The 16,073-nt window shown below is 38.8% G+C and carries 16 protein-coding genes and 1 tRNA gene; 8 read left to right on the forward strand and 9 right to left on the reverse strand.

Going from position 1 to position 16,073, the window contains the following annotated elements:
* Positions 1–53: 53 nt before the first annotated feature.
* Both htpX and AC1M9D_RS02800 read right to left on the reverse strand, forming a co-directional pair.
* Positions 54–959: a protease HtpX gene (htpX, locus tag AC1M9D_RS02795; protein ID WP_035266954.1), complete on the reverse strand. Its 906-nt coding sequence runs from the start codon at positions 957–959 to the stop codon at positions 54–56.
* A 123-nt stretch (positions 960–1,082) separates the two neighbouring features.
* Entirely contained in the window at positions 1,083–1,940 is an 858-nt protein-coding gene (locus AC1M9D_RS02800; RefSeq protein WP_416202016.1) for a lytic transglycosylase domain-containing protein, read from the reverse strand.
* Between the two features lie 514 nt (positions 1,941–2,454).
* Here AC1M9D_RS02800 and ttcA point away from each other — a divergent pair.
* Both ttcA and AC1M9D_RS02810 read left to right on the forward strand, forming a co-directional pair.
* Positions 2,455–3,378, forward strand: a complete 924-nt coding sequence (gene ttcA / locus AC1M9D_RS02805; protein WP_035266955.1) for a tRNA 2-thiocytidine(32) synthetase TtcA — start codon at positions 2,455–2,457, stop codon at positions 3,376–3,378.
* 340 nt (positions 3,379–3,718) lie between these two features.
* Entirely contained in the window at positions 3,719–4,102 is a 384-nt protein-coding gene (locus AC1M9D_RS02810; RefSeq protein ID WP_092765941.1) for an SCP2 sterol-binding domain-containing protein, read from the forward strand.
* Between the two features lie 47 nt (positions 4,103–4,149).
* On the opposite strand, the gene AC1M9D_RS02815 is transcribed toward AC1M9D_RS02810, so the two are convergent.
* Positions 4,150–5,265: a transglycosylase SLT domain-containing protein gene (locus tag AC1M9D_RS02815; RefSeq protein ID WP_481586567.1), complete on the reverse strand. Its 1,116-nt coding sequence runs from the start codon at positions 5,263–5,265 to the stop codon at positions 4,150–4,152.
* A gap of 366 nt (positions 5,266–5,631) precedes the next feature.
* Between AC1M9D_RS02815 and greB the strand changes: the two genes are divergently transcribed.
* Both greB and AC1M9D_RS02825 read left to right on the forward strand, forming a co-directional pair.
* Positions 5,632–6,126 (forward strand): transcription elongation factor GreB, encoded by a 495-nt coding sequence (gene greB, locus AC1M9D_RS02820; protein WP_092765943.1) that lies wholly within the window; start codon positions 5,632–5,634, stop codon positions 6,124–6,126.
* A 90-nt stretch (positions 6,127–6,216) separates the two neighbouring features.
* Positions 6,217–6,306, forward strand: a tRNA-Ser gene (locus AC1M9D_RS02825).
* Between the two features lie 141 nt (positions 6,307–6,447).
* Here AC1M9D_RS02825 and AC1M9D_RS02830 read toward each other — a convergent pair.
* Both AC1M9D_RS02830 and AC1M9D_RS02835 read right to left on the reverse strand, forming a co-directional pair.
* A complete protein-coding gene (locus tag AC1M9D_RS02830; protein ID WP_481611455.1) occupies positions 6,448–7,146 on the reverse strand; it encodes a pirin family protein in 699 nt (232 codons plus the stop codon).
* A 148-nt stretch (positions 7,147–7,294) separates the two neighbouring features.
* Positions 7,295–8,524: a L,D-transpeptidase family protein gene (locus AC1M9D_RS02835; RefSeq protein ID WP_481611456.1), complete on the reverse strand. Its 1,230-nt coding sequence runs from the start codon at positions 8,522–8,524 to the stop codon at positions 7,295–7,297.
* A 205-nt stretch (positions 8,525–8,729) separates the two neighbouring features.
* Here AC1M9D_RS02835 and hemE point away from each other — a divergent pair, with 205 nt between their 5' ends.
* The 4 genes from hemE to AC1M9D_RS02855 all read left to right on the forward strand — a co-directional run bounded on the left by hemE (position 8,730) and on the right by AC1M9D_RS02855 (position 13,179).
* Complete coding sequence (gene hemE, locus AC1M9D_RS02840; RefSeq protein WP_092765946.1) at positions 8,730–9,803, forward strand: uroporphyrinogen decarboxylase; 1,074 nt, start codon at positions 8,730–8,732, stop codon at positions 9,801–9,803.
* 17 nt (positions 9,804–9,820) lie between these two features.
* A complete protein-coding gene (locus AC1M9D_RS02845; protein WP_481611457.1) occupies positions 9,821–10,621 on the forward strand; it encodes a DUF817 family protein in 801 nt (266 codons plus the stop codon).
* A 150-nt stretch (positions 10,622–10,771) separates the two neighbouring features.
* Complete coding sequence (locus tag AC1M9D_RS02850) at positions 10,772–11,242, forward strand: DUF3015 family protein (protein WP_035266978.1); 471 nt, start codon at positions 10,772–10,774, stop codon at positions 11,240–11,242.
* Between the two features lie 59 nt (positions 11,243–11,301).
* Positions 11,302–13,179, forward strand: coding sequence for an Lnb N-terminal periplasmic domain-containing protein (locus AC1M9D_RS02855; RefSeq protein WP_481611458.1), 1,878 nt, complete (start codon positions 11,302–11,304; stop codon positions 13,177–13,179).
* A gap of 45 nt (positions 13,180–13,224) precedes the next feature.
* Here the strand turns inward: AC1M9D_RS02855 and AC1M9D_RS02860 are convergent, their stop codons facing one another.
* From AC1M9D_RS02860 to trpC, 4 genes are all read right to left on the reverse strand, one after another.
* Complete coding sequence (locus AC1M9D_RS02860; protein ID WP_481611459.1) at positions 13,225–13,584, reverse strand: cupin domain-containing protein; 360 nt, start codon at positions 13,582–13,584, stop codon at positions 13,225–13,227.
* 72 nt (positions 13,585–13,656) lie between these two features.
* Positions 13,657–14,205, reverse strand: a complete 549-nt coding sequence (folE, locus tag AC1M9D_RS02865; protein ID WP_171076769.1) for a GTP cyclohydrolase I FolE — start codon at positions 14,203–14,205, stop codon at positions 13,657–13,659.
* Positions 14,206–14,299: 94 nt separating this feature from the next.
* Complete coding sequence (locus AC1M9D_RS02870) at positions 14,300–14,983, reverse strand: Smr/MutS family protein (RefSeq protein ID WP_481611460.1); 684 nt, start codon at positions 14,981–14,983, stop codon at positions 14,300–14,302.
* Positions 14,984–15,266: 283 nt separating this feature from the next.
* The gene (gene trpC / locus AC1M9D_RS02875) at positions 15,267–16,073 is read right to left on the reverse strand and encodes an indole-3-glycerol phosphate synthase TrpC (RefSeq protein ID WP_481611461.1); all 807 of its coding nucleotides are present in this window, start codon (positions 16,071–16,073) and stop codon (positions 15,267–15,269) included.

Raw genomic sequence — 16,073 nt, forward strand, 5'->3', positions numbered from 1 at the left:
TAGATTGAGTCCATTAAAAAAGCCTCCGTATGGAGGCTTTTTTTAGATGCCGATTAAGGACAATCAAGTTGTTGTAATGCTGCTACACGTTGCTCAATTGTTGGGTGTGTTTGGAAGAGTGCAGCAAGGCTGAATCCTTCTTCACGACCTGATGAAATTGAGAACGCTTTCATTTCTTTAGGCATTTGATCTGGCATTTCAGTTTCTGCTTGCAAGCGAAGTAATGCACTGATCATGGCTTGTTTACCTGCTAAACGCGCGCCAGCCTCATCAGCACGATATTCACGATAGCGAGAGAACCACATGACAATTGCCGAAGCAAGAATACCGAATACGATATCTAACACGATTGTAATGAGGAAATAGCTCCAGCCCGGTGCTTCACCTTCTTCTCGACCAAATACGTTGCGATCTACAAAGTCGCCGACGATACGCGCGAAGAACATCACAAACGCGTTGACTACACCTTGCACTAAAGCAAGGGTGACCATGTCACCATTTGCAACGTGACCAATTTCATGCGCCAACACTGCACGTAATTCATCTTTATTCATGCGTTCCAATAAGCCTGTTGAAACAGCGACTAAAGCATCGTTTTTGTTCCAACCAGTTGCGAAAGCATTTGATTGATAAGATGGGAAAATACCAACTTCTGGCATTTTAATACCAGCACGTTGAGAAAGTTGTGCCACTTCATTGAGTAACCATGCTTCCGCTTGGTTGCGTGGAGCATTGGGATCAATTAACTCTGTACCTGTGGTTTTCTTTGCAATCCACTTTGACATGAATAGGGAGATTAAAGAACCCACCATACCAAAGACAAAACAGATCACAAGTAAATTGCCAAGATTCAAGCCACCCGCGCCATGGTAACTACCGACACCGAAGAGTGACAAGATTATGCCAGCTACCACCAGTACCGCGAGGTTGGTCAGCAAAAACAAACCAATCCGCATCATCGAGAAAATCCTCTTATAAATAAAATTTAATAAGCTTTTTGAATTAAAAAACCTACGTCAAATATGCTTTCGAATAGGGAAAATTTCAAGAAAAAAATAAAAAATATAACGAAAAAATTGATATTAATTCGAAATATAGATTTTCGCTGATGCTGTGGCATTATTTGTAGAATATGAACCAGCTGGTGCGTCAGTAAAACTGCCATCAGCGGCCACAATAATTTGGCGAGGAGGTGACTTTGGTTTAGCTGGTGCAGTCACTTGAGCTGATAAATTCTGATTGTTATAGCTCGGTGTACTTGACTTAGAGGATGCTGAAGCTGAATAACTATTGGTCGGATTTGAGCCTACACCATTGGCGTATAAATTATTGTAACGACTGAGTACACGTCTGACATAATCTTGAGTTTCACGAAAGGGTGGAATTCCACCATATTTAGCAACATTTCCTTCGCCAGCATTATAACCCGCTAATGCCAATTGCGTATTGCCATTAAAGCGTTTCAATAGCCAAGCCAAATATTTTGCACCAGCGAAAATATTTTGTTCAGGATCATATGCATTATTGACATTAAATCGTTGTGCAGTCGCAGGCATCAATTGCATAAGACCCTGAGCACCAACAGGGGAGCGTGCATGTATATTAAAACCAGACTCTGTGTGCATCACCGCTTTAATGAGTCCTTCAGAAATGCCGTGTCGTTGAGCTGCTTGGCGAATATAGCCATCAAACGCATTTCGATTTTTACTATGGCTTGGGAGAACAGATGCTTCGTTGCTTCCCCAATTGCTGTAACTATGAATATTGCTATCTGGATAGTAGGTTTTCTTTTCAACTTTAAGATGGTTGTATTTGTTTTTGCGGTTGGTCAGTACGGTAGTGCCGTTTGAATCTTTCAGCTGATAGATTGTTTGACCTGCAGAAGCCTGTGGCGAGAATATTAGAAAATTCACACACCCAAATAACGCTATGACTTTTATTTTATTTGTAGTTTTCATCATTCGAACACTATTTTTGTCCCTAAATGATATGTGGGTGATTTTTTGCAATGGAGATGTCTTTCGACTATGTAATGTTTTTTAACAATTCGTTGTGAAAAAATCAAGTCTTAATTGTTGGCTTAATATCCAAAAAAATTATTTATTTTTATTTATAAACAACTGCTTGACACATATAAGTTATTGAATTTTAAGGATATAGAATAGTGGCTAAAAAATGATCAATCTAAGGGAAAGCACCATCTTATCTTGCCAAAACTTTGTCAACCCCTAAAAAGTCCACAATTTTATCCACAGGTTTTGTGGAAAACTGTGGAAAAGTCCAAAAGATAAGCAATTCGACTAAAAAATGAACCCAAGCGTCCATTTTAGATGTGTGAATAAGACAGTGTTATGAAAAAATAAAAATTAGATGTAAAAAACAGATTCTTTAGATGCGATTAAGCACTGAATCGGCTAAAATTGCGCAGTATTTTTTTTATGGTTAATGTCGTCTATGTACTCGCCAGTTGAATCCAACCAAGGATTTAATTTTAAGCCAGAGCCACCTACGAGTTCTGCATATTATCGTTTATTGAAAAAACTTCGTCGTCAAGTAGGTCATGCAATCCGTGACTACAAAATGATTGAGGATGGCGATAAGGTCATGGTATGTATTTCAGGTGGTAAAGATAGCTATACCATGCTGGACATTCTCCTGCAGTTTAAACGCATAGCACCAATCAATTTTGATGTTGTGGCTGTGAATCTTGATCAGAAACAACCAGGGTTCCCTGAGGATGTATTACCCCGTTATTTAGAAGAAAACAACATTCCGTACTACATCTTAGAAAAAGATACATATAGCATTACCAAAAAGCTTACACCTGAAGGTAAAACCTATTGTGCAGTGTGCTCACGTTTGCGCCGTGGTTCTTTATATGGTTTTGCTCAAGAAATTGGCGCGACCAAAGTTGCTTTAGGTCATCATCGTGATGATATTATGGCAACGTTCTTCTTGAACCTCTTCCATGGCGGTAGTTTAAAGGCGATGCCACCAAAACTACTTTCATCGGATAAAAAGAATATTTTGATTCGTCCTTTGGCGTATGTTGAAGAGAAAGACATCATCAAATATGCTGAAATGCGCAAATTCCCAATTATTCCATGTAACTTGTGTGGTTCGCAGGAAAACTTACAGCGCGCAATCATCAATGATATGTTGCGTGAATGGGATAAAGCTCATCCAAAACGTTTACACAGCATTTTTGGCGCGTTACAGAATGTCTCGCCATCGCAATTGGCCGACCGAGATCTTTTCGATTTTGAAGCCTTAGATGGACAACGTGAAGTTGATTTTGATGTAACTTGTTCAACAGCCGAAGGGGACACACCAAATAAGCGTATTAGCATGGTCAATCTCGGTTTTGCTGCTGAGTAATTCGTCTTAATAAAAAAAAGCACTTTTCGAAGTGCTTTTTTTATTTCTTAGATTTTTACATTTTAATGAAGGTGTTGAGTCGATTTACAAAATGATGTTTTTTGTCACTTTAGGTCGTAGTACCGATACAAAAAATCATTGACAAACTTGTGAAAAAATAAAGATTTGATGATATTTAGGCGATTAGTTTTACTTACAAAAAAAATCGAACGCAGAGTACAAAAAAACGTATCGCATTTGGAAAATATCATGCTATAACTCTCTCAAGCGTAAAGCTTCTATATGTTGTTATCTTGGATAGGTAACGCAATAAATTGAATAAATACATCGAGGAAAGAACATGCCTGCATTTTTAACTGATGATTGGTTTGCAAACGTTGAGAAACTTACAGCTGAAGCTGGTGATTTGAACTTACCACCATCATTAGCAAATCTAGCATTGAATCTTGTAGTAACAGGTAGCGAAGGAACGACTGAATTAGCGCTTGATAGCGGTAAGATCCAAAAAGGCGCTTCTGCGAATGCTAAAACAACTTTAAACTTAGATGCGGATACTTTACGCAAAGTATTCTTAGAGTTTGACATGGCTGCTGCTATGCAAGCATTTATGACTGGTAAAATCAAAGTTCAAGGCGATATGTCTCAATTGATGGCTTTACAAACAGCGAAGCCAAGCCAAGAACAAAAAGATTTGTTCAAAAAAGTTTTAGAGCAAACTACTTAAGACTTTTTAAACAAAAAAAAGCTTACCTTTAGGTAAGCTTTTTTTTGTTAAATACTCACCAAACTTGGTGTCGTTTTAATATGTTCTAAATAAGCACGAATACGAGTGACGTATTGGATCGCTTGCTTATAACGCGTATTGTGCGATTGATTACGGTAAAGAAAATCATATACCTGTATCCAATCATTCGGATTTTTTCCTTGGGCTTTTAGGCGCTTCATAATCGCATCTGTGGCACCTGGCCCCATATTGTAAGCCACGAGGGCATACCAATAACGATCATGTTTAGGAATATAATCATATTTCGACATCATCAGATCAAAATACTTCGCACCACCTGCAATACTTTGAGCAGGATCAACACGATTCGACACACCCATTGCTTTTGCTGTGTTGTTGGTGAGCATCATGATGCCACGCACACCTGTGGGAGACACAGAATTCGGTTTTAAGAAAGACTCTTGATAACCTATCGCAGCGAGGAAGTGCCAATCTAAGTCGTATGTTTGAGCTGACTTCTTAAAGCTTGCTTTATAAATTGGCATACGTGTTTTCAGATTGCGCTGAATAGTATCCCAATCATCTTGTTTAACCACATTGCGGTTGTAGAAAGATGCCATTTGACGGATAGCACCATTTTGCTTGCTTTGACAAACAAAACCACTTGCAGTATCTGTTAAAGGATCAGCAGCATTTTTAAAAACCCAATTGATTTCTGGATTAAGTCCATTTTTGCGTAAGCTTTCAAGGTCACCACATGATGCGGAAAAACCTGTAAGATTCTTTTGCTCAATGGTCATGATCGATGCTGTGGTCACCGCAAAATGAGCTTTACCTTGCTGCACCATTTTCAAAGCGGCTTCATTACTTTGAACCGTTTTAAAATCTAGTTTTACATTTAAATTTTGAGCATAACTGCTCACCAAGTCATAGCCAAAGCCATGTTTGAAGTTACCATCTTTAAAAACCACGGTGGGATTTGACACGGCCACCACTGTAAGTTTGTTCGAATTTACAATGGAGTTGTATTGGTTATCGGTCTTTGTTGCATTTAATGCATGAAATGGGATAAATGCTGTAGCGAGGACCATCGCTTTAAACGAGAGAGAAGAAGTTAGTGAATTAAGGCAAAGCCTCGATCCAGTGTTTGAACTACTGCGCATGTTGTCTCCGCTACAAGTAATTTATGCCCAAAAAAAGCAAAAGCAGTACCGCCTTAAACTTTTATTTAAAGTTGATAAATTCAATTAGGGTGGGCGTCATGAACGTCATTCAAAATGACATGTGTGGGTGGATAAAATATTGAAGAAAAGATCTTCGTACAAAAAGTAATCAAGATAAAACATGGGCGCATATTAATGGTCAATTTTACTCATGTCAAATTTTGTACAAAAAAAAATAAAAAACATGGTTTTAAGATATTGATAAATAAAAAGAAAAAACTTTATAAAATTTTTCCATGTAGAAATGCGGTATAAAATGTTGCAATGTGTCGCTATAACGTAAGCAAAATACTCATTTTATCGCCTATGAAATCGAATTTAATTACCCGAAGTGGGCATGACAAATTGGTCGCAGAACTACAATACTTATGGCATGAGGAACGACCTGAAATCACCAAAAAAGTGAATTGGGCTGCCAGTTTAGGTGATCGTTCTGAAAACGCAGATTATCAATACAATAAACAAATTTTACGAAAAATAGACCGTCGTGTTCGTTACCTCGGTAAACGACTTGAAGAGTTGCGGATTATCGATTTTTCTCCTGAACAAGAGGGCAAAGTATATTTTGGAGCTTGGGTAGACATCGAGAACGAGGAAGGACAATTAAAGACGATTCGGATTGTCGGTGTAGATGAAATTTATGATCATCATCCTCAACATATTTCAATAGATTCACCTATGGCACGTGCAATGTTAGGTAAGCAAGTAGATGATGAATTTGAAGTACATACCCCCTTGGGGAAAAAAACATGGTTTATTAATTCAATTCGGTATGAAAAGCTCGAAAATTCAGCAAAATAGTGCTTTTTGATTTAAAAATAGGCAGGCGAGCAAAATTTCTTAGAAAAGTGTTTGCCAATTTTAAAAAATATTTATATGATAGCCGCCATTGGAAGCGTGGCAGAGCGGTTTAATGCACCGGTCTTGAAAACCGACGAGGGTGTGAGTCCTCCGTGAGTTCGAATCTCACCGCTTCCGCCAAATTTTTAAAAAGCCACTAATTATTAGTGGCTTTTTTATTTTCTTCATGTTGGTGCGATACTAAGACAGATATTTACTGTTTTATTTAATTTTTTGAGCATATTATAAAAAAACCACCCTAAGGTGGTTTTTCTACAGCGTTTAAGCCACTTTTTCTGGAAGATCGAACCAAATCACACGAGCATCTTCCGATGCTTTAATCTGCGCTGGATCAATAAATGCAATAGCATCTCCAGCATTCACAATGTGTTCAGCGACTTGAATTGTACCACTAATCACATGTAGATAGCTGACATGTTGTGTTGCAACAACTTCAAGTGAATGACCTTTCTCCAAAACAGCTGTTTTAACCTCCGCATTTTGGCGAATATGCATGGGTGCTTGTTCTGTCGGTCCACAAATCAGATGCCATTTGTTCGGTTGTTCAGCAGGATCGAGTTGAATTTGTTGGTAATTCGGCTCTGCATCGCGCTGATTTGGAATAATCCAGATTTGCAGTAAATGAACTGTTTCATCACCTTGGTTTATTTCACTGTGTTGAATGCCTGTACCTGCACTCATCAGTTGCCATTCACCAGCTTTGATATCACCGTGGTTACCCATACTATCTTTATGTGTAATCGCTCCCTGCAATACACAGGTGAGAATTTCCATATTGTCGTGTGGATGTGTACCGAAGCCTTGATGACCAGCTATGAGGTCATCATTAATGACACGGAGAGCACTGATGCCCATGTGGTTAGGGTCATACCAGCTCCCAAATGAGAAGCTGTGTTTGGATTCTAACCAACCCATTTTTACATGACCACGTGATTCACTGCGATGTAAATAAGCATTCATGATGATGCTCCTTTCATTATTCTTAAAGATGATGTTATTTTAATAGTTTAAAATGAATAAGATAGTAGGTTAGGACAACGTATCGTTCTAATTTTGAAACATAAAAAGGATAAAAAAGCCTGCTTGAAGCAGGCTTTTTAAAATTAGATTATTCTAAGAATTTTACTGTAACGCCAGAACGAACTTTGTTACCCAGATCATTCGCATCCCAGTTGGTTAAGCGGATACAACCGTGTGAAGCTGTCTTTGAAATGCTTGATGGATTAGGTGTACCGTGAATACCGAACGATTTTTTGCTTAAACCGATCCAGATATTACCTACAGGACCATTAGGACCAGGTGGTAATGAAAGTGGCTTCAAATTTTTACCTTGTACAAAGTTACTTGGTGAATAGCTATACCAAGGGTTTTTCGCTACACCAGTAATTTTATATGTTCCAGTCGGCGAAGGAGTGTCAGCACTACCGATGGTTGCTGGGAATGAGCCAACCATTTGGTTCTGTTGGTTAAACAAATAAAGTTGTTTAGCTCCTTTATGTGCCACGATTAAATGAATATTTTCTGGAAGTTCATTGCGAATGTTGGTCACAATAAGCTTTTCACCAGCTTTCTTAAATGTCGCTTTAGGATTTAGTTTCTTGAGAAACTCTTCATCCATATGAAATTTTTCAGCCAGCATTTCACTTACACGAGTGTAATAAAGACCTTTCATTTTCGCTTGTAAAGCATAGTCATGAGGAATTGAGGCTGCATAAGGACCTTTTAGGTCTGCTTCGGTAATCGTATATTCAACATAAGCAGGTTTACCAGCTTGGCGTGCAACTAGAGCATCCCAAGTTTCTTTCGTCAAAACACCTGTAGCCTTTAAACCATTCATTTGCTGGAATGAAGCAATAGCTTTAAGTGTATTTTTTCCACTTGTACCGTCAATAGCACCTGGTGAAGCATGTGAATTATTTAACATTACATGTGCACGGGCATATACAGGGAATTGACCTTTGCCAATATTTTCATACCATTCAGCATTATTCAAACTTTCTAGCGTCCATGAATTTGCTGTAGCAGGTGCTGATGTAGATGGAGCTGAATTTGTCACTGCTGAAGATGCAGGTGCACTGCCAATGTCCGCAGTGCTATCCTCAGTTCTTTCTAGGTTTTGAAGCGTATCTGCAGCTTGATTTAGATCATTTTGCTCTTGCTGGCTAATTTGGGCTTCAGAGCTAGATTCTACCGCGAGAGGATCAATTGGATCTTGAATAGTATCTAAACTCGTTTTTGTAATTGGAGAAAACGGTTGTTCAGCAGTACCAGAAGCAGCCAATGCAGTTCCAGACATAATACAACTTAAACTCAAAGCAAGAATTGAGCGAACGAACATGTAATTCAACCTTAAGAATTATTCATATTGATTTATAAAAACACGGATAAAGTATTGCAGAAAAAACACGGATATGCAGTATTTGTTTTGTTTAAATCAAATAAATTCCGATAGTCTCAATCTTTATTTTCATTCTAACTAAATACTTTAAAGTGCAGCTTTTTGGTATGATGAATGGAATTTCAATTTTGCATCGAGAAAGTAAATGACGACCTTAAAAAATGATCGTTTTCTGCGTGCCTTATTACGTGAACCTGTGGACTGCACGCCAGTTTGGATGATGCGTCAGGCTGGTCGATATTTACCTGAATATCGTGCAACACGCGCAACTGCGGGTGATTTTCTTTCTTTATGCAAAAATAATGACTTTGCTTGTGAAGTGACTTTACAGCCGCTTCGTCGCTATGACTTAGATGCAGCCATTTTATTTTCAGATATTTTGACTGTTCCTGATGCTTTGGGCTTAGGACTTTATTTTGAAGCTGGGGAAGGACCAAAATTTAAGAAAACAGTCCGTACTGAGCAGGATGTAGCCCAATTACCAAAAATTGATGCTAAATCGGACTTAGACTATGTCATGAATGCAGTGTCGACAATCCGATCAGCATTAGGTGGCCAGGTACCGCTAATCGGGTTTTCTGGGAGTCCATGGACACTCGCGACTTATATGATCGAGGGTGGGTCGAGTAAAGATTTCCGTTACACCAAGCAAATGATGTATGCACAACCTGAAGTTTTACATGCCTTGTTAGATCATTTGGCTGATTCAGTCATAGATTATTTGAACGCACAGATTGAGGCAGGTGCGCAGGCGATTCAAATTTTTGACAGTTGGGGTGGTGCACTTGCACATCGAGAATATCAAGAATTTTCACTCAATTATATGCACAAAATCGTGAAGGGTTTAAAGCGTGAAAATGAAGGCCGCAAAGTACCAGTAATTTTATTTACCAAAGGTGGTGGTCAATGGTTAGAACCTATGATCGCAACTGGCGCAGATGCGTTTGGACTAGATTGGACAACCCCTTTAAATGTTGCACGTCAAACTGTTGCTGGTCGCGCTGCCCTACAAGGTAATTTAGACCCTGCAACATTATATGGCTCTCCTGCGAGTATCGAAAAGTCAGTAAAATTAATGCTCGATGATGCATATGCTGCTGGTGAAAAAACGGGTTATGTTGCAAACCTTGGACACGGTATCACCCAATGGGTAGATCCTGCGAATCCTAAAGTTTTCATTGATACGGTACATGAGTACAGCGCAAAATATTTAGGCTAAACATTTAGGATGAATGTGTGAGCTTTTTAAAATCATTATTTGAGTTTCATTATAAGGCAGCATCCGCTGCCTTATTTGGTATTTTATTACTGCTAGCCTTTGCTATGACGGCTTCGATGGGGCATCAAGAATATTATGGATTGTACCGATACGACTACCTCCTGATTTATGCAGTGGTTATTCAGGTCTGTTTACTGCTTTTAAAGTTAGAGTCTTGGGCTGAAGCCAAAGTTATTGCAATTTTTCATATGGTGGCCATGGTCATGGAGATTTTCCTGACACATCCACAGATTGCATCATGGCAATATCCGCAACCTGCGGTATTTAAGATTATGACCGTACCACTTTTTGCGGGATTTATGTATTCTGCCGTGGGCAGTTTTTTTGCTCGTTCACTCAGGCTTTATCGTGTAGAAATTGAGAACTTACCTATTTTTTTTAATATGCTGAGTTTAGCGATCTTGTCCTATTTAAACTTTATGACGAAGTTCTTTATCCCAGATATACGATATTTACTGTTTGCATGGAGCGTGTTGATATTTTGGAAAACTAAAATAACGTTCAAGCTTAAATATCATGAAATGACCTTGCCAATGCTTCCTGTACTATTGTTGCTGGCATTTATTATTTGGATTGCTGAAAATATCAGTACTTTTTATCAAATTTGGTTGTATCCAACGCAAGTGGAACAGTGGCATATGGTGGGATGGGGGAAACTTGGTTCTTGGTATCTCCTATTAATGCTGAGTTTAGTATTGGTTTTAAAAATCTTAGGTGAACGGAATTCACAGGGTTTGTGGCGATTGAAGGGCGAATAAGTTAATTCATCAAAAAAACTCGATACTTGATGGCATTGGTAAGATTTGTTTTGCGTTCTTGGCTTGATATCGCTATGTTAAAGAAGTTCGTAAAAGAACAAAATTGGAACAATAAAGAACACTTGAGCACATCAAGTTTGGAGTGATGTTATGTATAAAAAATTAGCTTTAGCTGCGGTATTGGCAGTAGGATCAACAGCTGCATTTGCTGACCGTGATGTGGGTTGTGGTATCGGTTCACAAGTTTGGGCAGGTCAGTCTGGTAAAGTTGCAAAAATCTTAGCAGGTACGACCAACGGTTTATTTGCTAACCAATTATTCGGTATTACTTTCGGGACGTTAGGCTGTAGTGGTACAGGTACAGTAACAGCACAAGCAGTAACATTTACAAATGAAAATGCCGAAGCTCTTGCACGTGATATGGCGGTAGGTGAGGGGGAAAGTCTTAACGTCCTTGCAGAGCTTCTGAATATTAAATCTGAAGATAAAGCACGTTTCTTTGCAGTATCAAAAGAAAATTTCTCTGAAATTTATTCAGCGGACAATCAAGATGCATTCCAAGTCCTTGCATCTCTTCAAACTGTTATGTCTCAAGACGAAGTATTAAAAGCTTACGTTTAATTGCGAAAACCCTGTCTTATGGCAGGGTTTTTTTGTTTCATCATTATTAAGTTCATTTTATGAAATTTGCTTTTTTTTCTGCCTTGATTGTCAGTAGCTTTCTGACACATGCATATACTTCTCCAGTTGAACAATATATTGCACAAGCACAACACCATCAGCTTGATAAAAATAAAACTTGGCAAAGATTAATGTATGCACATCAAGAGAAGAGTGAAGTCAGCTATTCAGGATTTTTTTTTAGTGCAAATGGTGCAGATAATTTAGAAGAGGAGCTGAATGCAAATATTCGTGAATTATTTATAGATCGAGGACAAGATCAATCCATTTTATGTCGTTTCCCAGCTCGCTCTGCATGGTTAATAGAACAACTGAAAATAAAACAGGAAGAGCTTCCTAAAGCAGATTGTCCTGCTCTAGAGGAATGGATTGGACAGATCAAACCGTATCAAGCAACGTTGATTTATGCGACAGATTTCATGGGAAATCCAAGTTCGATGTTTGGTCATACCTTGCTACGTCTTGATCCTAAAGATCAAAAAGAGCTTAATCTTATTTCTTATGCAGTCAACTACGCCGCGACGGTCGAAAATAGTGATAGTTTTTCTTTTGCTTGGAAAGGTTTAACGGGTCAATATCCAGGTGAATACTCGTTAATGCCCTACTATCGAAAAGTAAAAGAGTATGGTGATTTCGAAAGCCGTGATTTGTGGGAATACGAATTAGCATTAAACCCAGAAGAAACAACACGTTTAGTACAACATATCTGGGAGTTAAAGCATGTCCAATTTCCCTATTATTTTATAAGTGATAATTGTGCCTACCGCTTATTGGGACTCATTGATTTGGTAAAACCCGATGCCAATCTACAAGTACAGTTTAGTCATACTGCAATTCCAGTCGAAACCATCAAAGCGGTGCAGCAGCAAGGCCTCATTAAAGATACTGTTTATCGCCCAGCACTTGAAACGCAGTTACTTCATCAAGCCAAACAACATGGTAATGACTTAGCACATTCGGCACATCAGTTAACGCTGGTGCAACCAGCACAAATGCGTGAATTTTTAGCTCAATTTACGGCCAAGGATCAGGCGCGTATTCTTGAGATGGCATATGATCATTTGTATCTACAGCTTATTTCTCAAAAAATCGAAGCGAGTATTGCGCAACCTAAAATACGACAAATTTTGAGTTTAAGAAGTCAACTCCCTGTTGAAAAACAACGTACTGAAGTGGCAAGACCACGAATTGACCCTGTGGATGGGCATCATGCTCGAAAAACATCGATTGAATTTGGACGAGTGCAGGACGATACGTTTGTGCAGATCAACCATCGACTAGCGTATCATGATTTATCTGATCCTCAGGGGGGATACCGACTTGGAACACAGTTGAAATTTCTTGAGGGAAGTCTTGAGTTTCGGAATGATCAACTCAAGTTGGCTGATTTGGATCTTTTAGAAGTGAATTCTTATAATCCAATTACGCCTTTTAAGACGCCGTTGAGCTGGGGATTTGGATTCGGTTGGAAGCAAATCTCAATTGATGATTCTGGAAATTTCAGTGATACCGAGCAACATGGTGTTTTGAATCTATCAACACAGTTTGGATATAGTTGGGCAGATGCAGATCGTGAACACCTGTGTTATGCGCAGATGCAGAATCATATTCAAGCTGGAAAAATTTTAGAAAAGGGCTGGAGATTGGGGCTAGGGCCAACTGTAGGTTGCCAAAGTTTATGGTCAGATCGAGTGAATAGCTTAGTGCAAATTGAAATCCCTTTTTGGGAGGATCAGCAGGCTTGGCAGCTCGGACTACGATCCTCAGTTCAGTATGCACTTAACTCGCAAAGTGCTATCTCTATTCACTGGAATTATCAATTACAAGAACAGCATGATTGGCATCAAACTAGTTTAGGATTTACACGCTATTGGTAAATACACAGTACTAGGAAGTACTGTGTTGAAAGGTGAAGCTTGTTTTTAAACGATTACATTCACATAGTACTTTTTTACTTGTTCAACGACTTCAAATGTGCCAATGAATCCTGGTGGGATTACACCTGCTTGACCTGCCGAAACTTCGATAAAGTGATTTTTACTTTGAGTGTGGATGCGAACTTTTCCTTCTATAATTTGAAAGAATTCTTGTTTATTGTCGGCAAATTGAATATTCCAAGCACCAACTTCACATTCCCAAATCCCACAGTCCATATGCTCGTGTTCATAAAGACTGTAGGTGTGACGTTCGGGATTGCCTTGGACGAGACGATCAGGACGCGGGAAGTCGACTGACTTTTCTGCGTGTTGTTGACCTTGACCTGCAACATGAAGAGATGTCATATATTCACCTTAAGAAATTGAGCCTTGGAATACGGTCTAAAAAAAACCTCAACAAGGTTGAGGTTTTATGAATTAATAACTTTCTGGAACAGCGCTCAGAAACTCGCGACGTTCATCTTTGTTAGTTTTAAAGTCCCCAACAAATGATACTGTACGAGTGGTTGACTCTTGTTTGCCTACACCACGCATCATCATACACATATGTGCTGAATCAATGACAACAGCTACGCCTCTAGCACCAGTCACTTGAGCCACAGCTTCAGCAATCTGTTGAGTTAGATTTTCTTGAATCTGTAGACGACGGGCAAACATTTCAGTAATACGTGCAAATTTAGATAAACCTAAAACTTGACCTTCTGGTAAGTAGGCAATATGCACACGTCCATAGAACGGCAGTAAATGATGTTCACAAAGCGAATAGAATTCGATGTTCTTGACCAAAACCATTTCACGGTTGTCTGAAGGGAAGACCGCATTGTTGGTCACTTCTTCAAGCGTTTGGCTATAACCTGACGTCAAATACGAAAAAGCTTTAGCAGCACGCATTGGTGTATCTTTAAGACCAGGACGAGTAAGATCTTCGCCAACGGCAGTTAAAATGTTGGCGTAGGATTGCTGCATAGACATAAGACGTGTTCACTTACACAGATGTTGAACAAGGACGGCATTGTATCAGAAAACGATTATAATGCCGTATATTCAGAAAAAATTCCGATTATTGAGTAAATTTTGGATTCTTTTCTGCACGTTTAAGCAGAACTAAGACCGCGCCAGTGCCACCTTGTTTTTCAGGCGCACTGACAAAAGCCAAAACATCACGATGTTGTCTGAGCCAACTATTAACATAGGTTTTTAAAACAGCTTCAGGGCCTTTACCATGAACAATTTTAATGACGTTTTGATTTTGCTCTTTCGCCATCTGAATAATTTGCAATACAGCTGAACGTGCTTCTTCTACGGTACAGCCATGCAAATCAACTGCTTCAAACCAACGTAAATTGCCAGCTTTCAGATCTTCAAATACTTTATGTTGTAAGGTCGCAATTCGATAACTCAGACTGGCCTGACTGCCAACCGGATTGAGCATGGCTTGAGTATCAGACATCACAGTTTCATCAGTAAGCATTGGGCCTTCAGCAGCAGCACGTTTTGCTAAGGTTTGAGCATCTAATTTCTTTTTGGCTGGTTTCTCAATTTTTGCAATATTGCCATGATCAATTTTTTGAACACCTTGCATCTGCTGACGAAAGAGTTCTAAATCTTCCTCATGCTCTTGTTCAACCGTCTTTTCAATAGGTTTAGGAGCTTCAACACGAGGAGCAGGATTACTGATTTGTTTCTTAAACTGTTTCAGTAAATTAAATTGATCTTTTGATAAAGAAGAATCATGTTTACTCATAACGTGCTTGTAACTTTAAAGTGGAAGATGAATGAATGTGATTATAATCCGAAAATCCCTCAACTTTGTAGTGAGAAGTATTTAAGTTGATTTTAAGGTGTTGAATTAAGTAGAGATAACTTAAGGGATAAAGCAAAAAAAGAGATTGATTATTAATCTAATTTATTTTGAATTTGTTCTAGCTATTGTTGTTGGCATTAATGGAGGCAAGAATGGATTCGGAAATCCATTCTTATGAGATTGAACTATTTTTAGTCGAACAATTTACCGCAGAAAATTAGAGTTAAATATTCTGAGGTTTGTCAAACAATGCGGTAAAGGCATGATCAGGACGAGGCTGTTTCATAAAACTTTCACCCACAAGGAAAGTGTGAATGTCATTTTCCTGCATCATGGTAACATCGGCAGGCGTAGCAATGCCACTTTCAGTCACCAGTAAACGCGAAGGATCAAGTAATTTTTTCAAACGTAAAGATGTATTTAAATCAACATCGAAAGTTTTTAAATTACGATTATTAACGCCTAATAAACAACGATCTGACAATTTGAGAGCACGTTCTAGTTCATATTCATCATGCACTTCAACCAGTACATCTAAATGATGTTCAAATGCAGTTTTCGACATTTCCTCAAGTTGTTGATCTGAAAGACATGCAACAATGAGAAGGATACAGTCTGCATGCAATGCACGAGCTTCAATCACACCATAAGGATCGATTAAGAAATCTTTTCTTAGTGCAGGCAAATCACAGTGAGAGCGAGCAATATGAATGTTTTCATCGGCACCATGGAAGAAATCAATATCTGTAAGTACTGATAAACATGCCGCACCCGCTGATTGATACTGTTCAGCTATTTCAGCAGGATTGAAGTTTTCTCGAATAATGCCTTTAGATGGAGATGCTTTTTTGATTTCAGCAATGACAGCAGGACGTTTGTGTTGTAGCGCTTGAGCAAAACCGCGAACAGGGCTAGCGGCTTGAGCGAGTTCTTCGACGTCCTTATAACTACGTTGTTTTAATCGTGCAGCAAATTCTTCTTGTTTACGGTCAACAATTTTGCCAAGAATAGTATTCGCGGTATCTAACAT

The organism is Acinetobacter sp. ANC_7682 (assembly GCF_056779795.1).